Source organism: Kitasatospora sp. NPDC114501, from assembly GCF_055633695.1.
Window position 1 is genome coordinate 272,586 of the sequence record NZ_JBVKDS010000009.1, and the last position, 20,923, is coordinate 293,508.

General features: G+C 74.0%; 19 protein-coding genes. 12 read left to right on the top strand and 7 right to left on the bottom strand.

What is annotated here, in order from left to right:
- The first annotated feature begins 52 nt into the window (after positions 1-52).
- On the top strand, positions 53-985 hold the full coding sequence (locus ACZ7RU_RS19160) for a ribosome-inactivating family protein (RefSeq protein WP_470342089.1): 933 nt from the start codon (positions 53-55) through the stop codon (positions 983-985).
- 85 nt (positions 986-1,070) lie between these two features.
- Here ACZ7RU_RS19160 and ACZ7RU_RS19165 read toward each other — a convergent pair whose 3' ends face one another.
- Positions 1,071-1,997 (bottom strand): ribosome-inactivating family protein, encoded by a 927-nt coding sequence (locus tag ACZ7RU_RS19165; protein WP_470342090.1) that lies wholly within the window; start codon positions 1,995-1,997, stop codon positions 1,071-1,073.
- Positions 1,998-2,228: 231 nt separating this feature from the next.
- Between ACZ7RU_RS19165 and ACZ7RU_RS19170 the strand changes: the two genes are divergently transcribed.
- Complete coding sequence (locus ACZ7RU_RS19170; RefSeq protein ID WP_470342091.1) at positions 2,229-3,110, top strand: ribosome-inactivating family protein; 882 nt, start codon at positions 2,229-2,231, stop codon at positions 3,108-3,110.
- 395 nt (positions 3,111-3,505) lie between these two features.
- Positions 3,506-4,342: a DUF1963 domain-containing protein gene (locus ACZ7RU_RS19175; protein ID WP_470342092.1), complete on the top strand. Its 837-nt coding sequence runs from the start codon at positions 3,506-3,508 to the stop codon at positions 4,340-4,342.
- Positions 4,343-4,494: 152 nt separating this feature from the next.
- Here ACZ7RU_RS19175 and ACZ7RU_RS19180 read toward each other — a convergent pair whose 3' ends face one another.
- Positions 4,495-5,373, bottom strand: a complete 879-nt coding sequence (locus tag ACZ7RU_RS19180) for an alpha/beta fold hydrolase (RefSeq protein ID WP_470342093.1) — start codon at positions 5,371-5,373, stop codon at positions 4,495-4,497.
- 137 nt (positions 5,374-5,510) lie between these two features.
- Here ACZ7RU_RS19180 and ACZ7RU_RS19185 point away from each other — a divergent pair, with 137 nt between their 5' ends.
- A complete protein-coding gene (locus ACZ7RU_RS19185; protein ID WP_470342094.1) occupies positions 5,511-7,448 on the top strand; it encodes a BTAD domain-containing putative transcriptional regulator in 1,938 nt (645 codons plus the stop codon).
- A gap of 195 nt (positions 7,449-7,643) precedes the next feature.
- On the opposite strand, the gene ACZ7RU_RS19190 is transcribed toward ACZ7RU_RS19185, so the two are convergent.
- A complete protein-coding gene (locus tag ACZ7RU_RS19190) occupies positions 7,644-8,099 on the bottom strand; it encodes an SsgA family sporulation/cell division regulator (RefSeq protein WP_470342095.1) in 456 nt (151 codons plus the stop codon).
- Between the two features lie 530 nt (positions 8,100-8,629).
- Between ACZ7RU_RS19190 and ACZ7RU_RS19195 the strand changes: the two genes are divergently transcribed.
- The 4 genes from ACZ7RU_RS19195 to ACZ7RU_RS19210 all read left to right on the top strand — a co-directional run bounded on the left by ACZ7RU_RS19195 (position 8,630) and on the right by ACZ7RU_RS19210 (position 12,782).
- The gene (locus ACZ7RU_RS19195) at positions 8,630-9,898 is read left to right on the top strand and encodes a PucR family transcriptional regulator (RefSeq protein WP_470342096.1); all 1,269 of its coding nucleotides are present in this window, start codon (positions 8,630-8,632) and stop codon (positions 9,896-9,898) included.
- A gap of 155 nt (positions 9,899-10,053) precedes the next feature.
- Positions 10,054-10,884, top strand: a complete 831-nt coding sequence (locus ACZ7RU_RS19200) for an alpha/beta fold hydrolase (RefSeq protein WP_470342097.1) — start codon at positions 10,054-10,056, stop codon at positions 10,882-10,884.
- 161 nt (positions 10,885-11,045) lie between these two features.
- Complete coding sequence (locus ACZ7RU_RS19205) at positions 11,046-11,909, top strand: helix-turn-helix domain-containing protein (protein ID WP_470342098.1); 864 nt, start codon at positions 11,046-11,048, stop codon at positions 11,907-11,909.
- 102 nt (positions 11,910-12,011) lie between these two features.
- Complete coding sequence (locus ACZ7RU_RS19210) at positions 12,012-12,782, top strand: alpha/beta fold hydrolase (RefSeq protein WP_470342099.1); 771 nt, start codon at positions 12,012-12,014, stop codon at positions 12,780-12,782.
- Between the two features lie 6 nt (positions 12,783-12,788).
- Here the strand turns inward: ACZ7RU_RS19210 and ACZ7RU_RS19215 are convergent, their stop codons facing one another.
- Complete coding sequence (locus tag ACZ7RU_RS19215) at positions 12,789-13,715, bottom strand: VOC family protein (protein WP_470342100.1); 927 nt, start codon at positions 13,713-13,715, stop codon at positions 12,789-12,791.
- 205 nt (positions 13,716-13,920) lie between these two features.
- Positions 13,921-14,757 carry an alpha/beta fold hydrolase gene (locus tag ACZ7RU_RS19220; protein WP_470342101.1) on the bottom strand — a complete coding sequence of 279 codons (837 nt, stop codon included), beginning with the start codon at positions 14,755-14,757 and terminating at the stop codon, positions 13,921-13,923.
- Between the two features lie 277 nt (positions 14,758-15,034).
- Between ACZ7RU_RS19220 and ACZ7RU_RS19225 the strand changes: the two genes are divergently transcribed.
- Positions 15,035-15,760: an alpha/beta fold hydrolase gene (locus ACZ7RU_RS19225; RefSeq protein ID WP_470342102.1), complete on the top strand. Its 726-nt coding sequence runs from the start codon at positions 15,035-15,037 to the stop codon at positions 15,758-15,760.
- A 31-nt stretch (positions 15,761-15,791) separates the two neighbouring features.
- A complete protein-coding gene (locus ACZ7RU_RS19230; protein WP_470342103.1) occupies positions 15,792-16,349 on the top strand; it encodes a Dps family protein in 558 nt (185 codons plus the stop codon).
- Between the two features lie 398 nt (positions 16,350-16,747).
- Here ACZ7RU_RS19230 and ACZ7RU_RS19235 read toward each other — a convergent pair whose 3' ends face one another.
- The gene (locus tag ACZ7RU_RS19235; RefSeq protein ID WP_470342104.1) at positions 16,748-17,230 is read right to left on the bottom strand and encodes a DoxX family protein; all 483 of its coding nucleotides are present in this window, start codon (positions 17,228-17,230) and stop codon (positions 16,748-16,750) included.
- A gap of 14 nt (positions 17,231-17,244) precedes the next feature.
- Positions 17,245-17,907: a hydrolase gene (locus tag ACZ7RU_RS19240; RefSeq protein WP_470342105.1), complete on the bottom strand. Its 663-nt coding sequence runs from the start codon at positions 17,905-17,907 to the stop codon at positions 17,245-17,247.
- A 364-nt stretch (positions 17,908-18,271) separates the two neighbouring features.
- Between ACZ7RU_RS19240 and ACZ7RU_RS19245 the strand changes: the two genes are divergently transcribed.
- Entirely contained in the window at positions 18,272-20,149 is a 1,878-nt protein-coding gene (locus ACZ7RU_RS19245; RefSeq protein ID WP_470342186.1) for an amidohydrolase, read from the top strand.
- A gap of 84 nt (positions 20,150-20,233) precedes the next feature.
- On the top strand, positions 20,234-20,923 hold the full coding sequence (locus ACZ7RU_RS19250; RefSeq protein ID WP_470342106.1) for a YoaK family protein: 690 nt from the start codon (positions 20,234-20,236) through the stop codon (positions 20,921-20,923).

Sequence of the window (20,923 nt, forward strand, 5' to 3'; positions counted from 1 at the left end):
GTCACAATCACACGCCCTGGGCTGTCAGTTGGGTGTGAAACCGAAACCCACCATGCGACGGACCGTACGCCCGGCGATCGCGGCCCTCACCGCCGCCCTCGCCCTCACCGCCCTCGGCACCCCGCCGGCCGCCTCGGCCGTACCCCCCGACAAGGTGACCTGGGTCATCCACAAACTGGACGACGACCCCGCCCACCCCGGCGGAGGCGCCGGCCGGGACCAGTACTTCTCCGTGGTCACCCAGATCCGCAACTGGATGGCCGGCCCCACCGTCCGCGGCGACGTCCGGCTCAGTCAGGCGGACACCGACGGCATCATCGGGATCGACATCCGCAACCACACGGGCGCCCGGCTCGTCACCCTGTTCCTCAACCCCCACAGCGGGTACCTCACCGGCTTCCACGCCCGCAACGAGGTCGTCTTCTACTTCAGCGACGCCAACCCCGCCATGGTCGAGGAGATGAAGAGGTACGCCAGGAACATCGGGGCGCGCACCTACCAGACACACCTCTCCGGATCCTTCGACGCCTGGTACACCGCGGCCACCAGCGGCGGCCTGACCGCCCCCACCGGCATCGGCACCCGGTCGTTCCGCGACGCGGCCTCCTCGCTGGGCGGCTCGCCCGAGCCGGAGTACATCGACCGCTTCCTCCCGCAGACCGCCCAGTACCTGCTCACCCTCAGCCCGGCCTACGCGCAGGCGTCCCACTACACCCTCTTCCGCGACCGCATGGGCGACGCCCTCGCCAACGACACCTCCTCGGCGGTCGTCATGGACAACCGCACCAGGGAACTGCGTGCCAACTGGGAGAAGATCAGCAACGACACCCTGCCCAACATCCCCTTCCTGGCGAACGACCGCACCGCAGGCGGCGACGCCCTGCCCTTCCCCGTCACCCTGGGGCCCGCGAACGGCACGCTGCGCACCGTCTCCGACGTGGCTTCCGCGCTGCGCATCCTGACGAACACCCAGGGGCGGGAGTAGCGGCGGCGCGTCGCGGCGTCCCCGCGGAGCAACGGAGCCCGGCCGGAGGCGAGTCCGCCTCCGGCCGGGCTCCGTCTCCGGCGCCTCAGTGGGCCCCCTTGAGGTACACCGTCATCCGGACCTCCCGGTGGACGTCGCCCACGGTGTTCAGCGTCCCGTTGATCGGGCCGATGTCGATGCCCTCCGGGAGCGGGGTGGAAGCCTGCGCGGCCCGGTGGTTGCGCCACCAGACCGCGTACCGCTCGGCCCAGTTGACCCACCGCGTCCAGGCCCGGCGGACCTCGAAGGCCCTCTCGTCGTAGACCGGGACCCTCGTCTGGTACGTCGTGCGCCCCATGGCCTGGGCGACGTCGTCACGGAAGCTGGTCCACCGCACGCCGAGCTCGTAGGCGGCGGACAGGGTCCGCATGGACTCCGCGATCGACGGGATGTCGAGGTTCCGCACCGGCCCGGGCGGGAACCGCCAGAGCTGCCAGCCGGCACTGCCGAAGTCCGCGGCGTTGAAGTTCCGTTGCAGCCCGACGCCCGACTCGGCGATCCGCTGCTCCCAATCGTTCCACGAGCCGTTCATGGGCAGCTCGACGGCATGGCCGTGCTGCGACACGGCCAGGGCCCGGATCTCCTGGATGACGGTGGGGGCCGCGTCCCTGAAGTAGTAGTAGTAGTTGTGGGCGGTCGCGAAGCCCGCGATGTAGAGCGAGTGCGGGTTGATGAGCAGCGTGCCCCGGTGCTCGTTCAGGTCGCCCTCCAGTTCGAGGACGATGAGCCCGCCCGCGTGCTCCTGGATCTCCTGGATGTCACCGTCGAACGGGTGCCCCGCCGCCCGGCGGATGAGGTCGACGACCTCCTTGTACTCGCGCTCGCCGGAGATGTCCGACGAGGCGTCCGCGATGATCTTGGTGTGCAGGTACCTCCAGAAGCCGGGCCCGGTGTCCGCCTCGGCGGGTTGCGCCCCGACCCCGGTGGCGGCGACGGTGAGAACGGCGATCACGAACACCAGCAAAGGGTTCATGATCCCGCTCCAGCGGGTTCTTGTCAGCACGACGTCCAGACCTCCGGTGCCCTCGGCGATGTGACAACGTGGCACACTCTCCACGTTCCACCGGACTGACCGGACAGGGCGGTGATGTGTGACAGCAAGTCAGGAGCCTTGTGGCCGACGGCCTTGCGGTGACGAAGGGCCTTGCGGTGGAGGCGGCCGGCGGATCACACTGAGCGCGACCGAGCAGAACGGAATGGTGTCGTGTTGTCACATGTCCCGGGAATCAGGGCCGTCCGCCGGCTGACGGCCCTCACTCTGGCCGCCTCGGCCGCGCTGCTGGGGCCGGCCGCCGGTGCGGCCCGGGCGGACACGCCGAACGGCACGACCAGGGAGGTCGTCCTGAGGATCGACACGGTCGACGAGCGGAACAACGTCGCCCGCTACCACCAGGCCGTGCTGGACCTGCGCCAGGCGGCCGGCCACGTGTTCCGCGACGGCGACGTGTACGTCACCCAGTCGACGAGCCCGGGACTCATCGCCCTGCGCATCCGCGACCACCGGAACGTGGAGCAGGTCACCCTCTACCTGAACCCCGCGACCCTGTACGTCGGCGGCTTCCGCACCAGGAACGGGACGCTGTACGCCTTCAAGGACGTGTCGGCCAACGTGCGCGACGAGATGGCGCGCGGCGGAACGGTGCACCTCCTGGATCTCGCGGGCAGCTACGCGGCCCTGCGGGAGGCCTACGGCCTGGGCGGCCGGGAGCCGTCCGTCGCCTCGCTCGACGACATGCTGAACGGCGCCACCCGGCTCGGCGGCGTCGCCGACGGCAGCGAACGCGCCGTCATCGCCGGGACGATGATGTGCTACATGGGCGCCTTCTCGGAGGCCGCCCGGTTCCCGGCGTTCCGGGACGCGTGGGACGCCGTCTTCGACGGCACCGTCCGCAACTACCACACCATCCTCAACGGCTACCTCTTCGGGCTCCGGACGGAATGGGCCGCCATCTCCGCCTTCGCCCGCAACACCACCGCCGACCCCGCCACCCCGCCCCTGGTGGTCCCCGGCGTCGGCACCTACCGGAGCTGGCAGGACGTGCGGGAGGTCGTGCGGACGATCCTGGCGGCCAACCCGGGCACCTGAGGCGGCCGTCCGCGCGGCCGCCGCCACAGCCGCCGCCGCGCCCTCGCGGTCACCACTCCGTCCGGCAGGCTTGCCGGAATGGCAAGCCCGATCGCGTCGGCCGGGTTCCCCACCGCATGATCGACGGGTAGCCGCGCCCGCCGCGAACCGAGGAGACGCCCGTGCCGCCCGCGCCGACCGGCGAGTTCCGCCACCGCGCCGTCGAGGTCGTCGAGCAGGGCACCGGCCTGCCGGCGCCGCTCGTGCACGTCCCCCATCACCGGCACACCGCGCCGGTCACGGGCCGTCAGCCCCCGGCGGCATCGCGCTTCAGCGATAGGTAGCGCCAAATTGCGTCGCATTCAAGCGAGTTCGACATTTCCGCTGTCCGCCCACGAGCCCCTGAGGATGCCCCGGTGACCGACACGACCATGGACAGAGTGAGCCGCTTCCGGGCCGAGGCGGCATCCCTGGGCCTGCCGTCGGAGGAGGTGGAGGAATGGATCCGTGTCGCCCGTCCGGCGGTGTACCTGGCGGAGGGCGGTGACGGCCCCGTCGCGGCCCGGATCGGCGGCCACCCCCCGCTGCCGCAGGGCGTGCCGAGGCCGTCCGACCCCTTCGTGGCCTCCGTCGACCTCGCCGCCCTCCCGCCGGGCGCCACCGGCCTCCCGCTGCCCGCCGACGGCCACCTGCTCCTCTTCTCCGGCGTCGAGGTGCACGACGTCGGGGGGCAGGTGTCCGACGCGGTGCTGTACCTCCCCGCCGGGTCCCCGACAGCCCCGAGCCCCCTCGGACCCGGCCCCCTCGGACGCGGCGGGCGCGGGCCGTACCGGCCGCGTGAACTCCGCACCGTGTGGCACCAGCCGAGCGCGCCGATGCCGGAGAGCTTCGCCCTCGACCGATGGGGCGACTTCCCCGAGGACGAGCAGTTCGAACTCGCCGACGAACTCGCCGACGCCTGGGCCCACGGGGGCGGCCACCGGCCTTCCTGGGACCTGCAGATAGGCGGCCATCCGGTCTCGCCCCAGAACGACCCCGTCCACTACGCCCGTGATCCCCAGGAGGCCGACCCCTCCGAGGAGGGCGGTACGGCCCACGGAGACGGCGCCGACGACTGGGCCCTCCTGGCCACCTGGAGGTGCGGCGACGATGTCACGGAACTGGACTCGGGCGTGGCCCACTGGGTGATCCGCCGCCAGGACGCGGCGGCCGGGCGCTTCGACCGGGTCCACCGCTACGTCGAAATGGCCTGACCGCGCGGGCGGGGACGGCCGGCCTCGGCGCTCATCGGCCGCCCCGCCCCGCCCCGCTGCACCTCCGCTCCGCCCCCGCGCCCGCCGCCCGGTCGTTGCGGTCACGGTGACGAGCGGCTCGGCCGCCGTCCCCCCCGGCCCGGGCGGACGGTTCAGCGGAGCAGCAGGTCCCGGATCACCTCCGTGATCTGGTCGAGCGCCTCCTCGGCCATGAAGTGCCCCGCCCCGGTCAGCCGGTGGTCGAGGTCCGGCGCCCACGCCCGCCACACCGCGGCGGCGTCGTAGCCCAGCCGGTCTCCCCAGTCCTGCTGGACCACGGTCACGGGCATCGCCAGCTGCGACCCGGCGTCCAGGTCCGCCTGGTCGTGCAGGACGTCGATGCCCGCCGAGGCCCGGTAGTCCGCGACGATCGACGGCACCGCCGCGGCGCTCGCCCGCAGGTACTCGGCGCGCACCTCCGGCGGCAGCGCGGCCGGGTCGTTCGCCCAGGCGTCGAGGAACGAGCCGAAGAACGCGTCCGCGCTGTTGGCGATCATCGTCTCCGGCAGCCCCGGCGGCTGCGCCATCAGGTACAGGTGGTAGCCGACCGCCGCCGGGACGCCGTGGAGCACGTTCCACATGTCGAGCGTCGGCACGACGTCGAGGATGCCCAGGTGGGTGAGGGTCTCCGGGTGGTCCAGGCCCGCCCGGAAGGCGACCAGGGCGCCGCGGTCGTGGCCGACGAGGGCGAAGCGCTCGTGGCCGAGCGCCGCCGCCGAGGCCACCACGTCGGCGGCCATGGTGCGCTTGGAGTACACCTCGGGTCCGGTGGCCTCCGGCTTGTCGCTGGCGCCGTAGCCGCGCAGGTCGGGGCAGATCACCGTGTGCCGGTCGGCGAGCCGCCCGGCGACGTGCCGCCACATCAGGTGGGTCTGGGGGAAGCCGTGCAGCAGCACGACCGGGCTGCCGTCGCCACCGACGGAGGCGGCGAGCTCCACACCGTCCGCACCGGGCAGGCGGAGGCGGTCGAAGCCGGGAATGGCGAGCGTCATGAGAGGTCCCTTCCTGGGGTCGGCGGACCGGCGGGAGCCCCGGTCCGTGGACTGACGGGACGAGCATGGGCGCCGGCGATCAGCAGCCGATCAGTACGCCTCGACGTCGCGGTCCCGTGAGCCGGAAGATGGAGGGCATGCGAATCGACGTACTCGGTGCCGTGCGGGCCTTCCTGGACGACGGCACCCCGGTCGACCTGGGCGGACCCCGCCACCGCGAGGTGCTCGCCCGGCTCGTCGCCGCCGAGGGACGGATGGTCGCCACCGACACCCTCGTCGACGACCTGTGGGCCGAGCCGCCGGACCGCGCCGTCGGGGCGTTGCGCACGTTCGTCGCCGCGCTGCGTCGCGCCCTCGAACCCGAGCGGCCACCCCGCACCCCGCCGCGCGTCCTCGTCACGGAAGGCCCCGGCTACGCGCTGCGCCTGCCCCGCGACCACGTGGACGCCCACCGGTTCGAGGACGCCCTGGCCCGCGCCAGGCGCGCACCCGACGCGCTGACCGAACTCGAAGCGGCCCTCGCGGCCTGGCGCGGCCCCGCCTACGCCGACGTGACCGGCTCCGCCTGGGCCCGGCGCGAGCGGAGCCGGTTGGAGGAGCTGAGGCTGGAAGGGACGGAAGTGCGCGCCCGCATCCTGCTCGACGCGGGTTCGGGTGCCGGGCTCGTCGCCGAACTGGGCGCCCACGTCACCGAACACCTCTGGCGCGAGCCGGCCTGGGGACTGCTGGCCCGCGCACTGCACCAGGCGGGCCGTCAGGCGGACGCGCTGGCCACCCTCCGCCGCGCCCGCACCATGCTGGTGGACCAGCTCGGGCTCGACCCCGGTCCCGACCTGCGGCGGCTGGAGACGGACATCCTCCACGGCGCCACGATGCTCCAGCCGCCGCGCACCGTGTGGACCACCGACGCCCGCTTCGGCCCGCGCACCACCGTCGAGCTGGCCCGCACCCTGGCCCTGGCGGGCGGTGACGCCCTCGTCCACTCGCGGCGCGACCGCCTCGCCGCCGTCCGGGCGGCGGAGCGCACCGGAGACATCGCCCTGACCGCCCGTGTCATCGGCGCCTACGACGTGCCCGCCCTCTGGAGCCGGGCCGACGATCCCGAGCAGTCCCGCGCCGTCGTCGAGGCGGCCGAGCGCACGCTCACCGCGCTCGGCCCCGACGGCCCCGCCGACCTGCGCGCCCGACTGTCGGCCACCGTCGCGGTCGAGAGCCGCAGCGCCGACCTGTCCGGCACCGCGCTCGCGCGCGCCGCCCAGGCGGCGCACGAAGCGGAGGCGCTGGCCCGGGAACTGGGCGACCCCGCCCTGCTGGTGTTCGCCCTCAACGGCGTGTTCCTCCAGTCCTTCACCCGGCCCGGGCTCGCGGCGGCCCGCGACGTGATCGGCGCCGAGATCCTCGACCTGGCCACCGAGCACGGACTGCCGAACTTCGCCGTGCTCGGCCGGCTCATCCGCCTGCAGTCCGCCTCCGCCCTCGGCGACCTCGACGCCGCGACCGCACACGCCGAGGCCGCCGAGCAGCTCGCCGTCAGCACCGAGGCGTCCCTCGTCCCCGTCCTCACCGCCTGGTTCCGGGCCCGGGCGACGGCCGCGCGCAGTACCGAACCGGGCGGACCGACCGCCGCCACCGCCGCGGCGCACTACCGTTCCGCCGAGGACGCCCTCGCCGCGACGGCGGGCATGCCGGGACTGCACCGCGGCCTGTTCGCCCTCGCCCTCCTGGGCCTTCGCCTCCTGCACGGCCGTCCCGCACCCACCGACCCCGCTCTCGACTGGGGCCCCTACCGCCCCTGGACCCAGCCCCTGGTGCTGCTCGCCCGCAACCGAGCCGAGGAGGCCCGGACCGCCCTGACCACGGCGCCCGAACCACCCCTCGATCACATGCAGGAGGCACTCTGGTGCCTGACCGCCCACGCCGCCGCGGCCCTCGGCGAGCGCCCGGTCGCCGCCCGCGCGGCGACAGCCCTGCGCGCCGCCCGCGCCGAACACGCGGGCGGCGCGAGCGGGCTGCTGACGCTGGGGCCGGTGGCACGGTACCTGGCGCAGGCGCAGGCCTGTGCCGACGGGGGATGACCGACACCGTCCACGGGCCGGCTCCCCACCCGTCCCCCCGCCCTGACCGGGCACGGTGCCCCGGACCGTCCTGCGGTCGTTGACGCCGACGAGGGGAACACCTCCTCCCGCACGACGGCGGGAGCGGGAGCGGCGGCGGTCGGAGGCACCAGCTGCCGACGGTGCACGGGAGCCGCGCCTCCTGAGGCCGGGCCGTCAGGTGGTGAGGCCGTTCAGTTCGGTGGTCCAGTCGATCAGGGTGCCCTCCGAGCCCGGGGGCACCAGGGGGAAGGCCTCCCGGCGGAGCCAGCGGCGGACCTGGCGGCAGGGGAGGTCGACCAGGCAGACGCTGTCGACGCCGCGCAGCATGATGCGCAGGGAGGCGCGGCCGTGGCAGGTGCAGGGCGGCCAGATGCGGACGTCGCCGAGGCCGGCGGGCTTCTGCAGGCCCTCCCACAGGAGGTCGCGGGAGAACCGCCAGGTGCCCGCGTCCGCCGCGGGCCCGAGGAACTCCAGGGCGACGGCGAGCGGGTCGTCGCTGCGGTAGCCGAGGCGCACCCGGATGTCGACGGACTCGCGCTCGCCGAGGACCAGCCGGGCGTCGAGGACGACGTCGGTGCCGGTGGCCTCCGGGCGTGGCTGGGGGCTGGGGAGCGGGTGGTGGGCGGGCACGGGTTTCTCCTGGGGCGGTGTCGGGGCGGGGGTCGAGAGCCGGGCTGGGGCCGCGTGGGGGCGTCCGGTCGGGAGGGGGCGCGCCGGACGGCCGGGGGCCGGCGGCGGCGCGCGACGCTCTCGCCTCGGGCCCTGGGAGCTGCCGAGGAGCAGGGGGAGGCGGAATCCCTCCCCAGGCTAGGAAGCGGTGTCGGCCCGGATGTTCCGGCCGTGCACCGCGAGCTGACGATCCGCGCACCGTTCGCCCGGTGCGGAGGGCCGGGTGCGGGCTCCTCGTTGTGACGTCCGCGCGGTCCGGCGACCGGAGGGTAGCCCGGCCGGTGGCCGTCCTGTCGTACCGCTTGCGCTCAACGAGCTTGCCTCGCACGGCACTTGGTGGATCACGGCCTTCCAGGGGTGGCGCGGGCGGGGCCTCGTCCGGCCGTGGCCGCAGAGCGAGGGACCGCCCGGGGGCCGCCGATTCCTCGCTTTGTTGAACGTTTGTCCATCCGGTTTCGCTCCTTGTATGAAGGGCGCCGGAGGTTTTGATCATGCAGAAGTGGATCCAGCGCGCGCGTTCGGGCGGCGAGGCGCTGCAGACGTTGGTGGACGGCCTGGCCGGGGAGCTGGGGCGGTCCGTCGTCCTCGACGACCCGTTGGTGCGGATGATCTGCACCAGCCGGCACTTCGGCGACGAGGACCGGGTGCGCGTGCGCACCCTGCTGCAGGGCATCGCGGACGACGAGACCATCCGCTACGTGCTGTCGCAGGGCGTCGCCCAGTGGACGCGGCCCGGGATCCTGCCGGGCCGCGACGACCTGGGGCTGCGACCGCGCTACTGCGTCCCGATCCGCGAGCGGGGCCACATGCTCGGCATCCTCATGGTCGTGGCGGTCGGGGAGCCCCTCACCGAGGCCGAGACCGCCGCCATCGACCGGGCCGCCCGCGCCGTGGCGGTCGAGATGTACGCCGAGCAACTGGCCTCGGACGAGGACGAGGAGCACATCCGGCGGCTGGTGAACCGGCTGGTCGGCTCCGACTCGGCGCAGCGCTGCGCGGCGCACCAGCGCCTGCTGGACGACGGGCTCCTGCCGGCCGGCCCGCACGTCGTGGTGACCAGCGTGGCCGTCTCCGACCGGCGGGGGCCGTCCGGGCAGGTCGCGCTGGCCCTGCGCGGTGCGCTGGAGCCGTTCCGGCAGACCCGAACGGCCCGCGGCCTGGCGGCGATCGAGCAGGACCGGGCGGTCCTGGTGCAGGTCTTCGACCGGGAACCGGCGGAGGAGGACCTGGAACAGCAGAGCCGCGCGATCCTCCGCTCGCTGACCACCTTCCTGGGCCCGGGGCCCGCCACGGTGGTGGGCGTGGGCGGGCGCCGGACGGCACTCGCCGACGCGTGGATCTCCCACGACCAGGCCAGGGTGGGGGTGCGCGCGGCCCGCCGGCTGGCCCGACTGGAGGGCGTCGGCGACTGGGAGCGGCTCGGGGAGTACGCGGTCTTCCTCCAACTGCCCGACAGCGCGCTCAACGTCTCCCTCCTCCCGAAGCCGCTGCGGCGTCTGCTGGACGGCGGCGGCAACTCCCGGCTGGAGGAGACCCTGCGCTGCTACCTGGAGAACGCCGGCTCGGTTCCCAAGACCGCGGAGGCCCTGGAGCTCCACCGCACCTCGCTGTACTACCGCCTGCGCCAGATCCAGGAGATCACGGGTCTGGACCTGGACAACGGCGCGCACCGCCTGGTGCTGCACACGGGGCTGCGGCTGTGGGAGCTGCTGGAGGCACCTCCGGACGCGGCGGCGAAGCACGCCGTTGCTACAGAGTGATGAAGCTCTGTCGGGCAATCCCTACGTCGGGCGGTGGCCAACGGGTTCAGCGCACCGCGAGAATCGTCACCACGAGCTGCCGCTCATCCCCGGCGACCTGCGGGTTCCGGACTCCCCGACCCGCGAGCCGAAACGAACGGACAAGAACGAGCACCATGCACGAACTGATCACGAACGACGGTGTGCGCCTGGCCTACCGCGACAGCGGCGGCGACGGAGTCCCGCTGGTGATGCTCCACGGCTGGGGGCAGACGCAGGAGATGTTCCGCCACCAGGTCGAGGGGCTGGCACCGGGCCGGCGCGTGGTGACGGTGGACCTCCGCGGCCACGGCCGCTCCGGCAAGCCGCGCCACGGCTACCGCATCGCGCGGCTGGCCCGCGACGTCCTCGGCCTGGTCGACCACCTGGGCCTGAACGCCTTCGACGCGCTCGGGTGGTCGATGGGCGCCTCGGTGTGGTGGAGCTTCGCCGACCAGTACGGCACCGGCCGGATCCGCCGGCTCGTCCTGGTGGACCAGCCGGCCGCGGTGGCGGCGGTGCCCTGGATGACGGAGACGGAGCAGCGCGAGTCCGGCGCCATCTTCGACGTCGCCGGGCTCCTGGAGCTGGGCGCCGCGCTGGCCGGCCCGGACGGGGAGAAGGTCCGCGAGGACTTCGTCCGCTCGATGTTCAGCGGCGACACCGACCCGGACCTGCTGGCCTTCGTGACCGAGCAGATCCGCGCCACCCCGGCGTACGCGGGCGTCCCGCTGCTCTTCGACCACTGCGCCCAGGACTGGCGCGACGTCCTCGAGTGCATCGACGTCCCGACCCTGGTGGTCGGCTGCGAGGGAAGCCACGTCGACCCGGCCTCCCAGCGCTTCATCGCCGAGCGGATCCCCGGCGCCCGCCTCCACGTCTTCCCGAAGAGCGTCGCGAGCTCGCACTTCCCGTTCCTGGAGAACCCCGGCGAGTTCAACGCCGTCGTGGAGAAGTTCCTCTCCTGAACGCCCCGCCCGCGCGTCCGAACGCCCCGCCCGCGCGGCTGAACGCCCTGCCCACGCGCCCGAACGCCGCGCCCGCGCGTCGGCCCGGCGGGCCACCTCCCCTGCACCTGAACGATTCGAACCGGTCGGAGCCTCCCGTGATCCCGTCGGGTCCCTCACCCATGCCCGAAACCCCCGCGCCCGAAGGCCGGGTCCACCAGCCCGGCCGAACCGCCTCCGACGGCGGCAGCGGCTGCATCGACATCCTCTCCCCGCCGCCCGGGACCGACCCCGAGGACTGCCTCTACGTCGCCCTGCACGTCCACGGCGCGGCCTCCGTCCGGCGCCACGGCGTCAGCACCGCGCTCGCCCCGGGGGACCTGCTGATCGGCACCACCGTGCACCCGGCGGGCCTGTTGCAGGACGCCGAGTGCCGGATGATCCACTTCCGCGTCCCCTGCTTCTACCTGGGCGTCCGGCACGGAGACGTCCGGCGCACGGGCGGCCTGCTGGCGCGCGGGAACGAGGGCGTCGGTTCGCTCGCCTCCCAGTTCCTGCGGACCCTCGCCACCCAGGCCCGGGCCCACCGCGCCCGGCCGGGCAACCACCTCGCCCGCAGCGTCTCCGACATCGTCGCCATCCTGGTGACCGAACTGCTCGAACGGGAGAGCCCGGAGCACCCGAGCGGCTCGGCCGAACTGCTGGCGCGGATCCGCGCCCACATCGAGGAGAACCTCGCCGATCCGGAGCTCTCGCCCGAAGCGATCGCCCGCTCGCAGCACATCTCGGTGCGCTACCTGCACAAGCTCTTCCAGCAGGACGGGATGACCGTCGGCCAGTGGGTGCGGCAGCGGCGGCTGGACGCCTGCCGCCGGGAGCTGGAGCGCCCGTCCCGCCGGCAGACCAGCGTCGCCGCCGTCGCCCACCGGTGGGGCTTCGTCAGCCACTCCCACTTCAGCCGGGCGTTCCGCGACGCCTACGGGGTCTCGCCCCGCGAATGGCAGGCCTACGCCGCGCAGAGCGACGGCCGCAGCCCGGCCTCCTGACCCCTCCGTCCCGGCGCCGTCGACGCCACCTCCCGCCGGCCGGTGACACGGCCTGCCCGTCGGCCGGCGGGACGTGGCGCCGGCGCCCTCCGAAAGGCAGCCATGCACCCCACCCGGCCCACCGTCGTGCTCGTCCACGACGGCTGCTCCGACGCGACCACCTGGTTCGGCGTCATCGCCGAACTCCACAGACGCGGCCTGACGGTCCTCGCCGCCGCGAACCCGCTGCGCGGACTGGCCCACGACGCCGCCTACCTGGCCTCCGTCGTCACGGGCATAGAGGGCCCCGTCGTCCTGGTCGGCCACTCCTACGGCGGCATGGTGATCACGGAGGCCGGGGGCGCCCCGAACGTCGTCGCGCTGGTCTACGTGGCCGCCTACCTCCCCGACGTCGGCGAGAGCTACGAGGTGCTCGCGAGTCGCTTCGATCCCTCGCCGCTCATCCCGCGGCTGCGGCGGTCGGAGTTCACCGTCGGGGGCACCGGCCGGGCGACGGAGCTCACCGTGCCCGCGGACTGCTTCCGGCCGCTGGTGGCCGCCGACCTCGACGCGGAGGTGGCGCAGGTGCTGGCCGCGCTCCAACGTCCGGCAGCGGAACGGGTGTTGACCGACGCGCCGACGGTGGCGGCCTGGCGCGGCACACCCTCCTGGGCCCTGGTGACGGGGGCCGACCAGGCGCTGCCGCCGTCGGTCCAGCGCTTCACCGCGCAGCGGGCCGGCGCCACCGTGCTCGAACTGCCGGACGCCTCCCACGCGGTGGCGGTGTCCCGGCCGAGTACGGTCGCGGAACTCATCCACGACGCCGCCAGGTCGGCTTCGGCCCGGCCGGGGAGGAGCGCGAGCGCGGGGGACGGCACCCGCTCGTCCGCGTAACGCCGGTCACCGAGCGGTGTGGATCTCCGCGACGTAGCCGCCCGGGAACCGCACCATCGCGCTGTCCCGGCCGCCCGCGCGGACCGGCCCCGACAGCACCGAGGCGCCGGCGGCCTTCGCCCGCTCCAGGGTGGCGGCGAGGTCCGGCACGCCGTAGCCGGTGAGCTCCCGGCCGAACGGGTGGGGCAGGTGGCCGTCGGTCACCGCGACCGTGGTGGTGCCGAATCCGGAGGTGAGACGGATCAGCCGGTAGGTCGTGCCGGGCAGGCCGAGGGCGGCGCCGTCGGCCCTCCGGTCGTCGGAGACGATCCGGCCGCCGGTGAAGGAGAGGTAGCTGTGCAGGAAGGCGCCGACCGCGTCCGGTGAGAGGTAGAGCCGGTTCTCCGGCACGCTCGCCAGGGCGGGGTAGGACGGCGGCGTGGTGTGCACGTAGAGCTGGGCGCTGATCCCGCCGGGGAACTGGACGACGGCGTCGCGGCCGATCGGGTCGGCGAACGGCGCCACGGTGACGGTCGCGCCGTCGGCCCGGGCGGCGCGGACGGCCTGGTCGAGGTCGGTCACCAGCCAGCCGGTGCGTTCGGTGCCGAAGGGGTACGGGACGGGCGTGGTGAAGTCGAACACCGACAGCGTGCCGACCGGGGACAGCACCAGCTCCGACAGGGTCCGGCTGGGCGTGGGGGTCACCTGGGTGGAGACCGGGCCGATCGTGGTGCCGCCGAAGGTGGACGTCCAGCTGGCCACGAAGGCCTGCTCGGTGCCGGGTTCGACGTAGACGTGGGTGGAGTCGTACTGCGGGCCGACGGCGAACTGCCGGTGGGGGACCGACGGTTGCGCGGCGGGGGCGTTGCCGGCCGCCGAGGCGGCGGGGACGGCCGTCAGGGCGGCGAGCGCCGCCACCAGCGGGACCAGACGACGGGCTAAGCGGGGCTTCACGGGGGACCTCCTGGTCGTGGCGCACGCCCGGCGTCCGCTGGGAGCGGTGCCGGGCGCGGGTCGGGGTGGGTCGGGGTGGGTCGGGTGGTCGGTACCGCCGTCGCCGACCGGGGCGGGGCGGCGACGGCGGTACCGACGGGGTGCGGACGGCCGCCGTCGGGGGTGTGGCGGCCGTCCGGGCTCCTTGGCCTACGGCCTACTCGGCCTACTTGGCGAGGAAGGCGAGCAGCGCGGCGTTGACCTCTTCGGCGTGGGTCCAGATCAGACCGTGCGGGGCGCCCTCGATCTCGACGTAGTCGGCGGAGGGGAGCGCCTTGTGGAAGACGCGGGCGGTGTTCTCGATGGGCAGGGTGCGGTCGCCGGTGCCGTGCAGGATCAGGGCGGGCACGTCGATGCGGGCGACGTCGGCGCGGAAGTCGGTGTACCAGGTGCTCGGCGCGGCGGAGGCGGCGAAGGCGCCGCCGCTCGCGGCGACGTTCCAGCTGTTGCGGACGGCCTCCTCGCTGATCCGGGTGCCGAGGTTCTCGTCCAGGTTGTAGAAGTCCTTGAAGAAGTCGGTGTAGAAGGCGAAGCGGTCGGCCTTCACCGCCGCGACGATGCCGTCGAAGAACTCCTTCGGGGCGGCGCCCTCCGGGTTGTCGTCGGTCTTCAGCAGGAACGGCTCCAGCGAGGCCAGGAAGGCGACCTTGGCGATCCGCTCGGAGCCGTACGTGGCGACGTACCGGGCGGTCTCGCCGGTGCCCATCGAGAAGCCGACCAGGACGGCGTCGCGCAGGTCGAGGGTCTCCAGCACGGTGTGGAGGTCGGCGCTGAAGGTGTCGTAGTCGTAGCCGGTGGTCGGCTGCGAGGACCGGCCGAAGCCGCGGCGGTCGTAGGTGATGACCCGGTAGCCGGCGTCCAGCAGGGCGGCGCTCTGGCGCTCCCAGGAGGCGCCGTTCAGCGGGAAGCCGTGGATGAGCACGACCGGCTGGCCGGTGCCGTGGTCCTCGTAGTAGAGGTCGATGGAGGTGGAGTTCTCCTGGCCAACGGTGATGTACGGCATGGTGTTGTTCCTTTCCTTGCGGCAGCGTCCGGCTGCGACGGGACCCACGCTAGGGTCGGCCGACGCCGGCCGGTTGCCTCGGAGAGCACCCCGAATCGTCCGAGAGCGCTGAGGTCGGGCGCACCGGCGGCGCGGCCCCGGCCCCGGTGCCCGGTGCGCTGGCCGACCGCAGGCAGTGCGCCGTCGGAACAGGGACCGGGCCCGGGCGTTCCTAGCCTGAGGGCGACAGCCGCCAGTGATCCGGAGGCCTCGCCGAGGCCCCAGTGAGGACCCCTTCATGACGACGAACGACACGCCCACCGTCGTGCTGGTGCACGGCGCCTTCGCCGACGCCTCCAGCTTCGCCAAGGTCATCCCCGAGCTGCTGGCCGACGGGCTGGAGGTGGTGGCGCCGGCGGTGCCCAACCGCAGCCTGACCGGGGACGCCGCGTACATCGCGTCGGTGGTCCGGCGGATCCCCGGGCCGGTGGTGCTGGTCGGCCACTCCTACGGCGGCGCCGTGATCACCGTCGCGGGCGCCGAGGAGAACGTCAAGGCGCTGGTGTACCTGGCGGGTTACGCGCTGGAGGAGGGCGAGAGCCTGGGCGGGCTGCAGGGCGGCTTCCCGGACTCCGAGCTCGCCTCCGCCCTGGTGTACGCCCCCTTCCCGCTGGAGGACGGGAGCGGCGAGGGCACCGACGTGTCGGTGGAGGTCGACCGGCTTCCGGCGATCTTCGCGGCCGACGTCGACCCCGACCTCGCCCGGGTCCTGGCCGTCTCCCAGCGCCCGCTCGCCGCCGCCGCCTTCGGTGAGGCCGCGCCCACCGCCGCGTGGCGGACCAAGCCGTCCTGGGGGATCGTCGCCGGCGCCGACCGGACCCTCAACCCGGATGTCCAGCGGTTCGGGTACCAGCGGGCCGGCATGACCACCGTCGAGGTGGACTCCTCGCACCTGGTGATGCTCTCCCGGCCCGAGCGTGTCGCCGACGTGATCCGCGAGGCCGTCCGGTCCACCGCCAACTGACCGCCCCCACCCACCCAGTCCCAGGAGCACCATGACCAGCCAGCAGCCGCGCCTCCACCAGCACGGTCCCGAGATCCAGGAGTTCGGCACCGTCACCCAGCTGCCGATCGCGCTCTCCCACGACGCCCGGCAGTACTCCTGCCAGCGGCTCAACCGGGTCCTCGCGGACACCCAGTTCCTGTACGCGCTGTACAAGAAGTACCACTGGGGCATGCGCGGGCCGACCGCCTACCAGCTGCACCTGCTCTTCGACAAGCACGCCCAGGAGCAGCTGGAGCTGGTCGACGCGCTCGCCGAGCGGGTGCAGAGCCTCGGCGGCGTCGCGGTGGGCGACCCCCGCCACGCCGCTCAGATCACCGGCGTGCCGCGTCCGCCGGACGGCGTCGAGGGCGTGCAGTCGATGCTCTCGCGTCTCCTCGACGCGCACGAGACCATCCTCGCCGACGTCCGCGACGCCGCCGCCCGCACGGCGAAGCTCGGCGACGACGGGACCCAGGACCTCCTGGTCTCCCAGATCATCCGCACCGGCGAGACCCAGGTCTGGTTCCTCGCCGAGCACCTGGTCGTCACCTCCGGCACCGGGGAGTGACCGCGCCGGGCCTGTTCGTCGGCAGGCCCGGCTCCGCACAGTGCCGGGCCCGTTCGTCGGCGGGCCCGGCACTTCCTCGTTTCCGCTCCTCGTCCCCGGAGGCACCGGGCCCGGACGCCGGCCGTTCCCCGACCAGGGCCCCACGCCTTAGAGAGCTTCGCCCTCGTGCCGCGCGGTCGCGAGGCCGAACTGATCGACTGGGACGCCGAGTCGAGGCTCCTGGTGGGCGGCCGCCGAGACCGGGGCCGGCGGGGGAACGTACGTCGGCCCCATGGAGGAGGGAGCACCCGCGGGTGCTCCCTCCTCCATGGGGCCGAAACCGCATGCCCAACGGGCTCGGGCCCCCTGGAAGGTGTCCCTTCCGAGGGGGCCCGAGCCCGTTGGCGTTCCGTCCCGCCTCAGCTGCGGTGCAGCGCGAGCCGGGTGGCCAGGCCGCCGCCCACACCGGCGACCACGGCTGCCGGCAGGCACCACAGCGGCCAGTCGGCGAGCCCGAGGGCCCCGTCGACCGACCACTGGCCGGGGCCGGTGGCGGTCAGGGCCGCGCCGATGACGATCAGGACGAACGGGAACTCGTACCCGTCGTGCTGGACCCACAGCCCGTGGGGCCACTTGACCGTCAGGGCGACGGTCATCACGCCCATGACGCCCGCGCCGGCCAGCGGGGTGAGCAGGCCGGCGGCCAGCATCAGCCCGGCCCCGATCTGGGAGCCGCCGGCGGTGATCGCGGTGAGCTTGCCGCCGCGGAAGCCGTCGCCCCGGAACTCGGCGCTGCCGCCCTCCAGTCCGCCGCCACCGAGGTGGAAGCTGACCTTCTGGACGCCGTGGCCCGCGATCAGCAGGCCGGCGACCAGGCGCAGCAGGAGTAGACCCGTGTTCATGATGGGAGACTCCGTCAGCCGGCGGCGTGCGGGTTGATCATCGACTGGGCGTAGAAGACGCCCAGGCCGTAGGCGCCGGCGTGCTCCTTGACCAGGTCCGTCACGGCCACGTAGGTCTCGGTGCGGGCCCAGTCGCGCTGGAGCTCCAGCAGGACCTGCACCCAGGTGACCGGCACGGCGCCGGCGGCGGTCATCCGCTGCAGGGCGTGCTCGTGGGCCAGCGGGCTGACCCCGCCGGAGGCGTCGGCGACGACGTAGACCTCGTAGCCCTGGTCCAGCGCGGACAGCGCCGGCAGGACGAGGCAGACCTCGGTCCACAGGCCGGACAGGATGATCTTCTTGCGGCCGGTGGCCTTGACGGCCTCGACCAGGGCCTCGTCCTCCCAGGCGTTCATGCTGGTGCGGTCGATGACCTCCTGGTCGGGGAAGACGGCCTTCAGCTGCGGCAGGATCGGGCCGGAGAAGGACTCGGCGGCGACGGTCGACAGGACCACCGGCACGTCGAAGATCTTCGCGGCCTTGGCCAGGCCGACGGTGGAGTTGATGATGGCGGTGCGGTCGCCGCTGCCGGTGCCGAAGAACATCTGCGGCTGGTGGTCAACGAACAGCATCATCGCGTTGTCCGGGGTGAGCAGGTCCGGGCTCGGCGCGGCGTGGACGTTGGCGAAGTCGACCATGACGGTTCTCTTTCCTTGGGAATGCAGGGAGTTGACACTGCGTCAGACGGCGGCCCGATCGGCTCGGCGTCACGTTGACGACATTAGTCCGCGCTGCTCCGGCGGTTCTGCCCGCTGGGTGCCCGGGACTGTCCCGACAACGCACCACCGGCCCACCCCGGCCCCCCCGGTCACCGGAGTGCACTGCCGGGCAACCGGTCATGCGCTGCCACGTCCCTTCCGCGCCACCCGCTGCCTAGGTTCGATGCGCGGCCGGAACGCCCCCCGCGGCCCCGCGCCGGGGCGCTCCTGCGGCCCCGCGCCGGAGCGCCCCCGGCGGCCCGCGCCGAAACAGCACCGAACGAAGGGACCCCCCTTGTCCACCATGCCCGTCGCCGGAATCCGCCCCGGGACCCCCGACCAGCCCGCCGACCTGGTCGTGCGCAACGCCAAGGTGTACACCAACGACCCGCGCCGCCCGCAGGCCACCGCCGTGGCCGTCCGGGACGGACTGATCCAGGCGGTCGGCGACGACGCCGACGTCGTCCCGCTGGTCGGCCCCGGCACCCGGGTGGTGGACGCGCTCGGCCGCCGGGCCGTCCCCGGGCTCAACGACGCGCACCTGCACGTCATCCGCGGCGGCCTCAACTACGTGCTGGAACTGCGCTGGGACGGCGTCCCGACGCTGCGCGAGGCCCTGGCCATGCTCCGGCTTCAGGCCGAGCGCACCCCGCCCGGCCAGTGGGTGCGGGTGGTCGGCGGCTGGTCCGCCGACCAGTTCGCCGAGCGGCGCCTGCCCACCCTGGCCGAGCTCAACGCCGCGGCGCCCGACACCCCGGTCTTCGTGCTGCACCTCTACCAGTCGGCGCTGCTCAACAAGGCCGCGCTGCGCGCCGCGGGCTTCACCCGGGACACCCCCGACCCGGCCGGCGGCCAGATCGTGCGCGGGCACGACGGCGAGCCGACCGGCCTGCTGATCGCCGCCCCCGGCGCCCTGCTGCTCTACTCCACCCTGGCCAAGGCGCCAACCCTGGACGAGGCCGACCGGATCGGCTCCACCCGGCACTTCCTGCGCGAGCTGAACCGCTTCGGCCTCACCTCCGCGATCGACGCCGCCGGCGGCTTCCAGAGCTTCCCCGAGAACTACGGCACCGTGATGGAACTCGCCCGCCGCGGCGAGCTGAGCCTGCGCATCGCCTACCACCTCTTCCCACAGACCGCCGGGCAGGAACTCGACGACCTCACCCGCTGGGTGAACACCGTGCGCCCCGGGGAGGGCGACGCATGGCTGCGCCTCAACGGCGCGGGGGAGAACCTCACCTGGGCCGCCGCCGACTTCGAGAACTTCACCGAACCCAGGCCGCAACTCGGCGCCTACGAGAGCGAGTTCGAGAAGGCCGTCCGCCTGCTGACGGAGAACGGCTGGGGCTTCCGGCTGCACGCCACCTACGACGAGACCATCCGCCGCGACCTCGCCGTCTTCGAGAAGCTCGCCGCCGAGGGCCTCTTCCCACAGGGCAACCGCTGGCTCTTCGACCACGCCGAGACCGTCAGCCCGGACAGCCTCGACCGGATCGCGGCCCTGGGCGGCGCCGTCTCCGTGCAGAACCGCCTCTCCTTCCAGGGCGAGGCGTTCGTCTCGCGCTACGGCGCCCCGGCCGCCGCCGAGGCTCCGCCGCTGCGCGCGATGCTGGACCGCGGCCTGACCGTCGCGGCGGGCACCGACGCCACCCGGGTCTCCTCCTACAACCCCTGGGTCGCCCTGCACTGGCTGGTCTCCGGCCGCGCCGTCAGCGGCCGGCGCCTGGCGGCCGAGCACAACCGGCTCGACCGCGCCCAGGCCCTGGAGCTCTACACCCTGGGCGGCGCCCGGCTCACCGGCGAGGAGGAGGTCAAGGGCCGTCTGACCGTGGGCAGTTACGCGGACCTGGCGCTGCTCAGCGCCGACTACTTCACCGTGCCGGAGGCCGACATCCCGCACATCGAGTCCGTGCTGACCGTCGTCGGCGGACGCATCGTCCACGCCGTCCAGGAGCACCAGGGGCTGGCGCCCGAGCTGCCCGAGGTGTCCCCGTCCTGGAGCCCGGTCACCCGCTTCGGCGGCTACCACGCCACCCCCGCCCCCGGCCTGGCCGGCGTGCACCAGGCCGAAGGCGTGCTGGAGGCCGTGGCGGCCTCCGGCGAGCAGCACGCCTGGCGCGCGGCCCGCGGCCTCGCCCTGCCCGGGCAGCCCCAGGTGCCGATGGACCCCTGCTTCTTCTGACGCACCCGCCGGTTCCGTCACGGGGCACCGCCCGGACCGGGCGGTGCCCCACCCGCATCCCCTTCGCCCGCACGAGGAGCCGTCGTGACCACCCCACCGCCGCCGCAGCAGCCGTCCGGACCGCAGATCCACGACCGCCACCCGCTGGCCCTGGCCCTGTTCGGCCTCACCCTGGTCAGCGGCCTGATCGACGCCATCAGCTACCTCGGCCTCGGCCACGTCTTCACCGCGAACATGACCGGCAACGTCGTCGTCATCGCCTTCGCCCTCGCCGGGGCGCCCGGCTTCTCCGTCGCCGGGTCGCTGACCTCCCTCGCCGCCTTCCTGCTAGGCGCCGCGGTGGCCGGGCGGATCGCGACCCGGCAGAGCGCGGGCCGCCGCCCCGCGCGGCTGCGCGCGGCCTTCGTCCTGGAGGCCGTGCTGCACGCCGGGGCCGCCGCCGTCCTCTTCGTCCACAGCCCCGAGGGGGCCGCGCAGTACCCGGTGATCGCCCTGCTCGCCCTGGCCATGGGCATCCGCAACGCCACCGTGCGGGGTCTGGGCGTACCGGACCTCACCACCACCGTGCTCACCCTCACCCTGACCGGCCTGGCCGCCGACTCCCGCCTGGCCGGCGGCACCGCCCCCCGCCGGCGGCGCAAGATCCTCTCCGTCGTCACCATGCTCGCCGGCGCGCTTCCGGGCGCCGCCCTCGTGCTGCACGGGCAGATCGCCTGGGCCCTGGTGGCCAGCGCCGTCCTGGCCGGCGCCTCCGTCCTGCTCTACCGCGAGTGA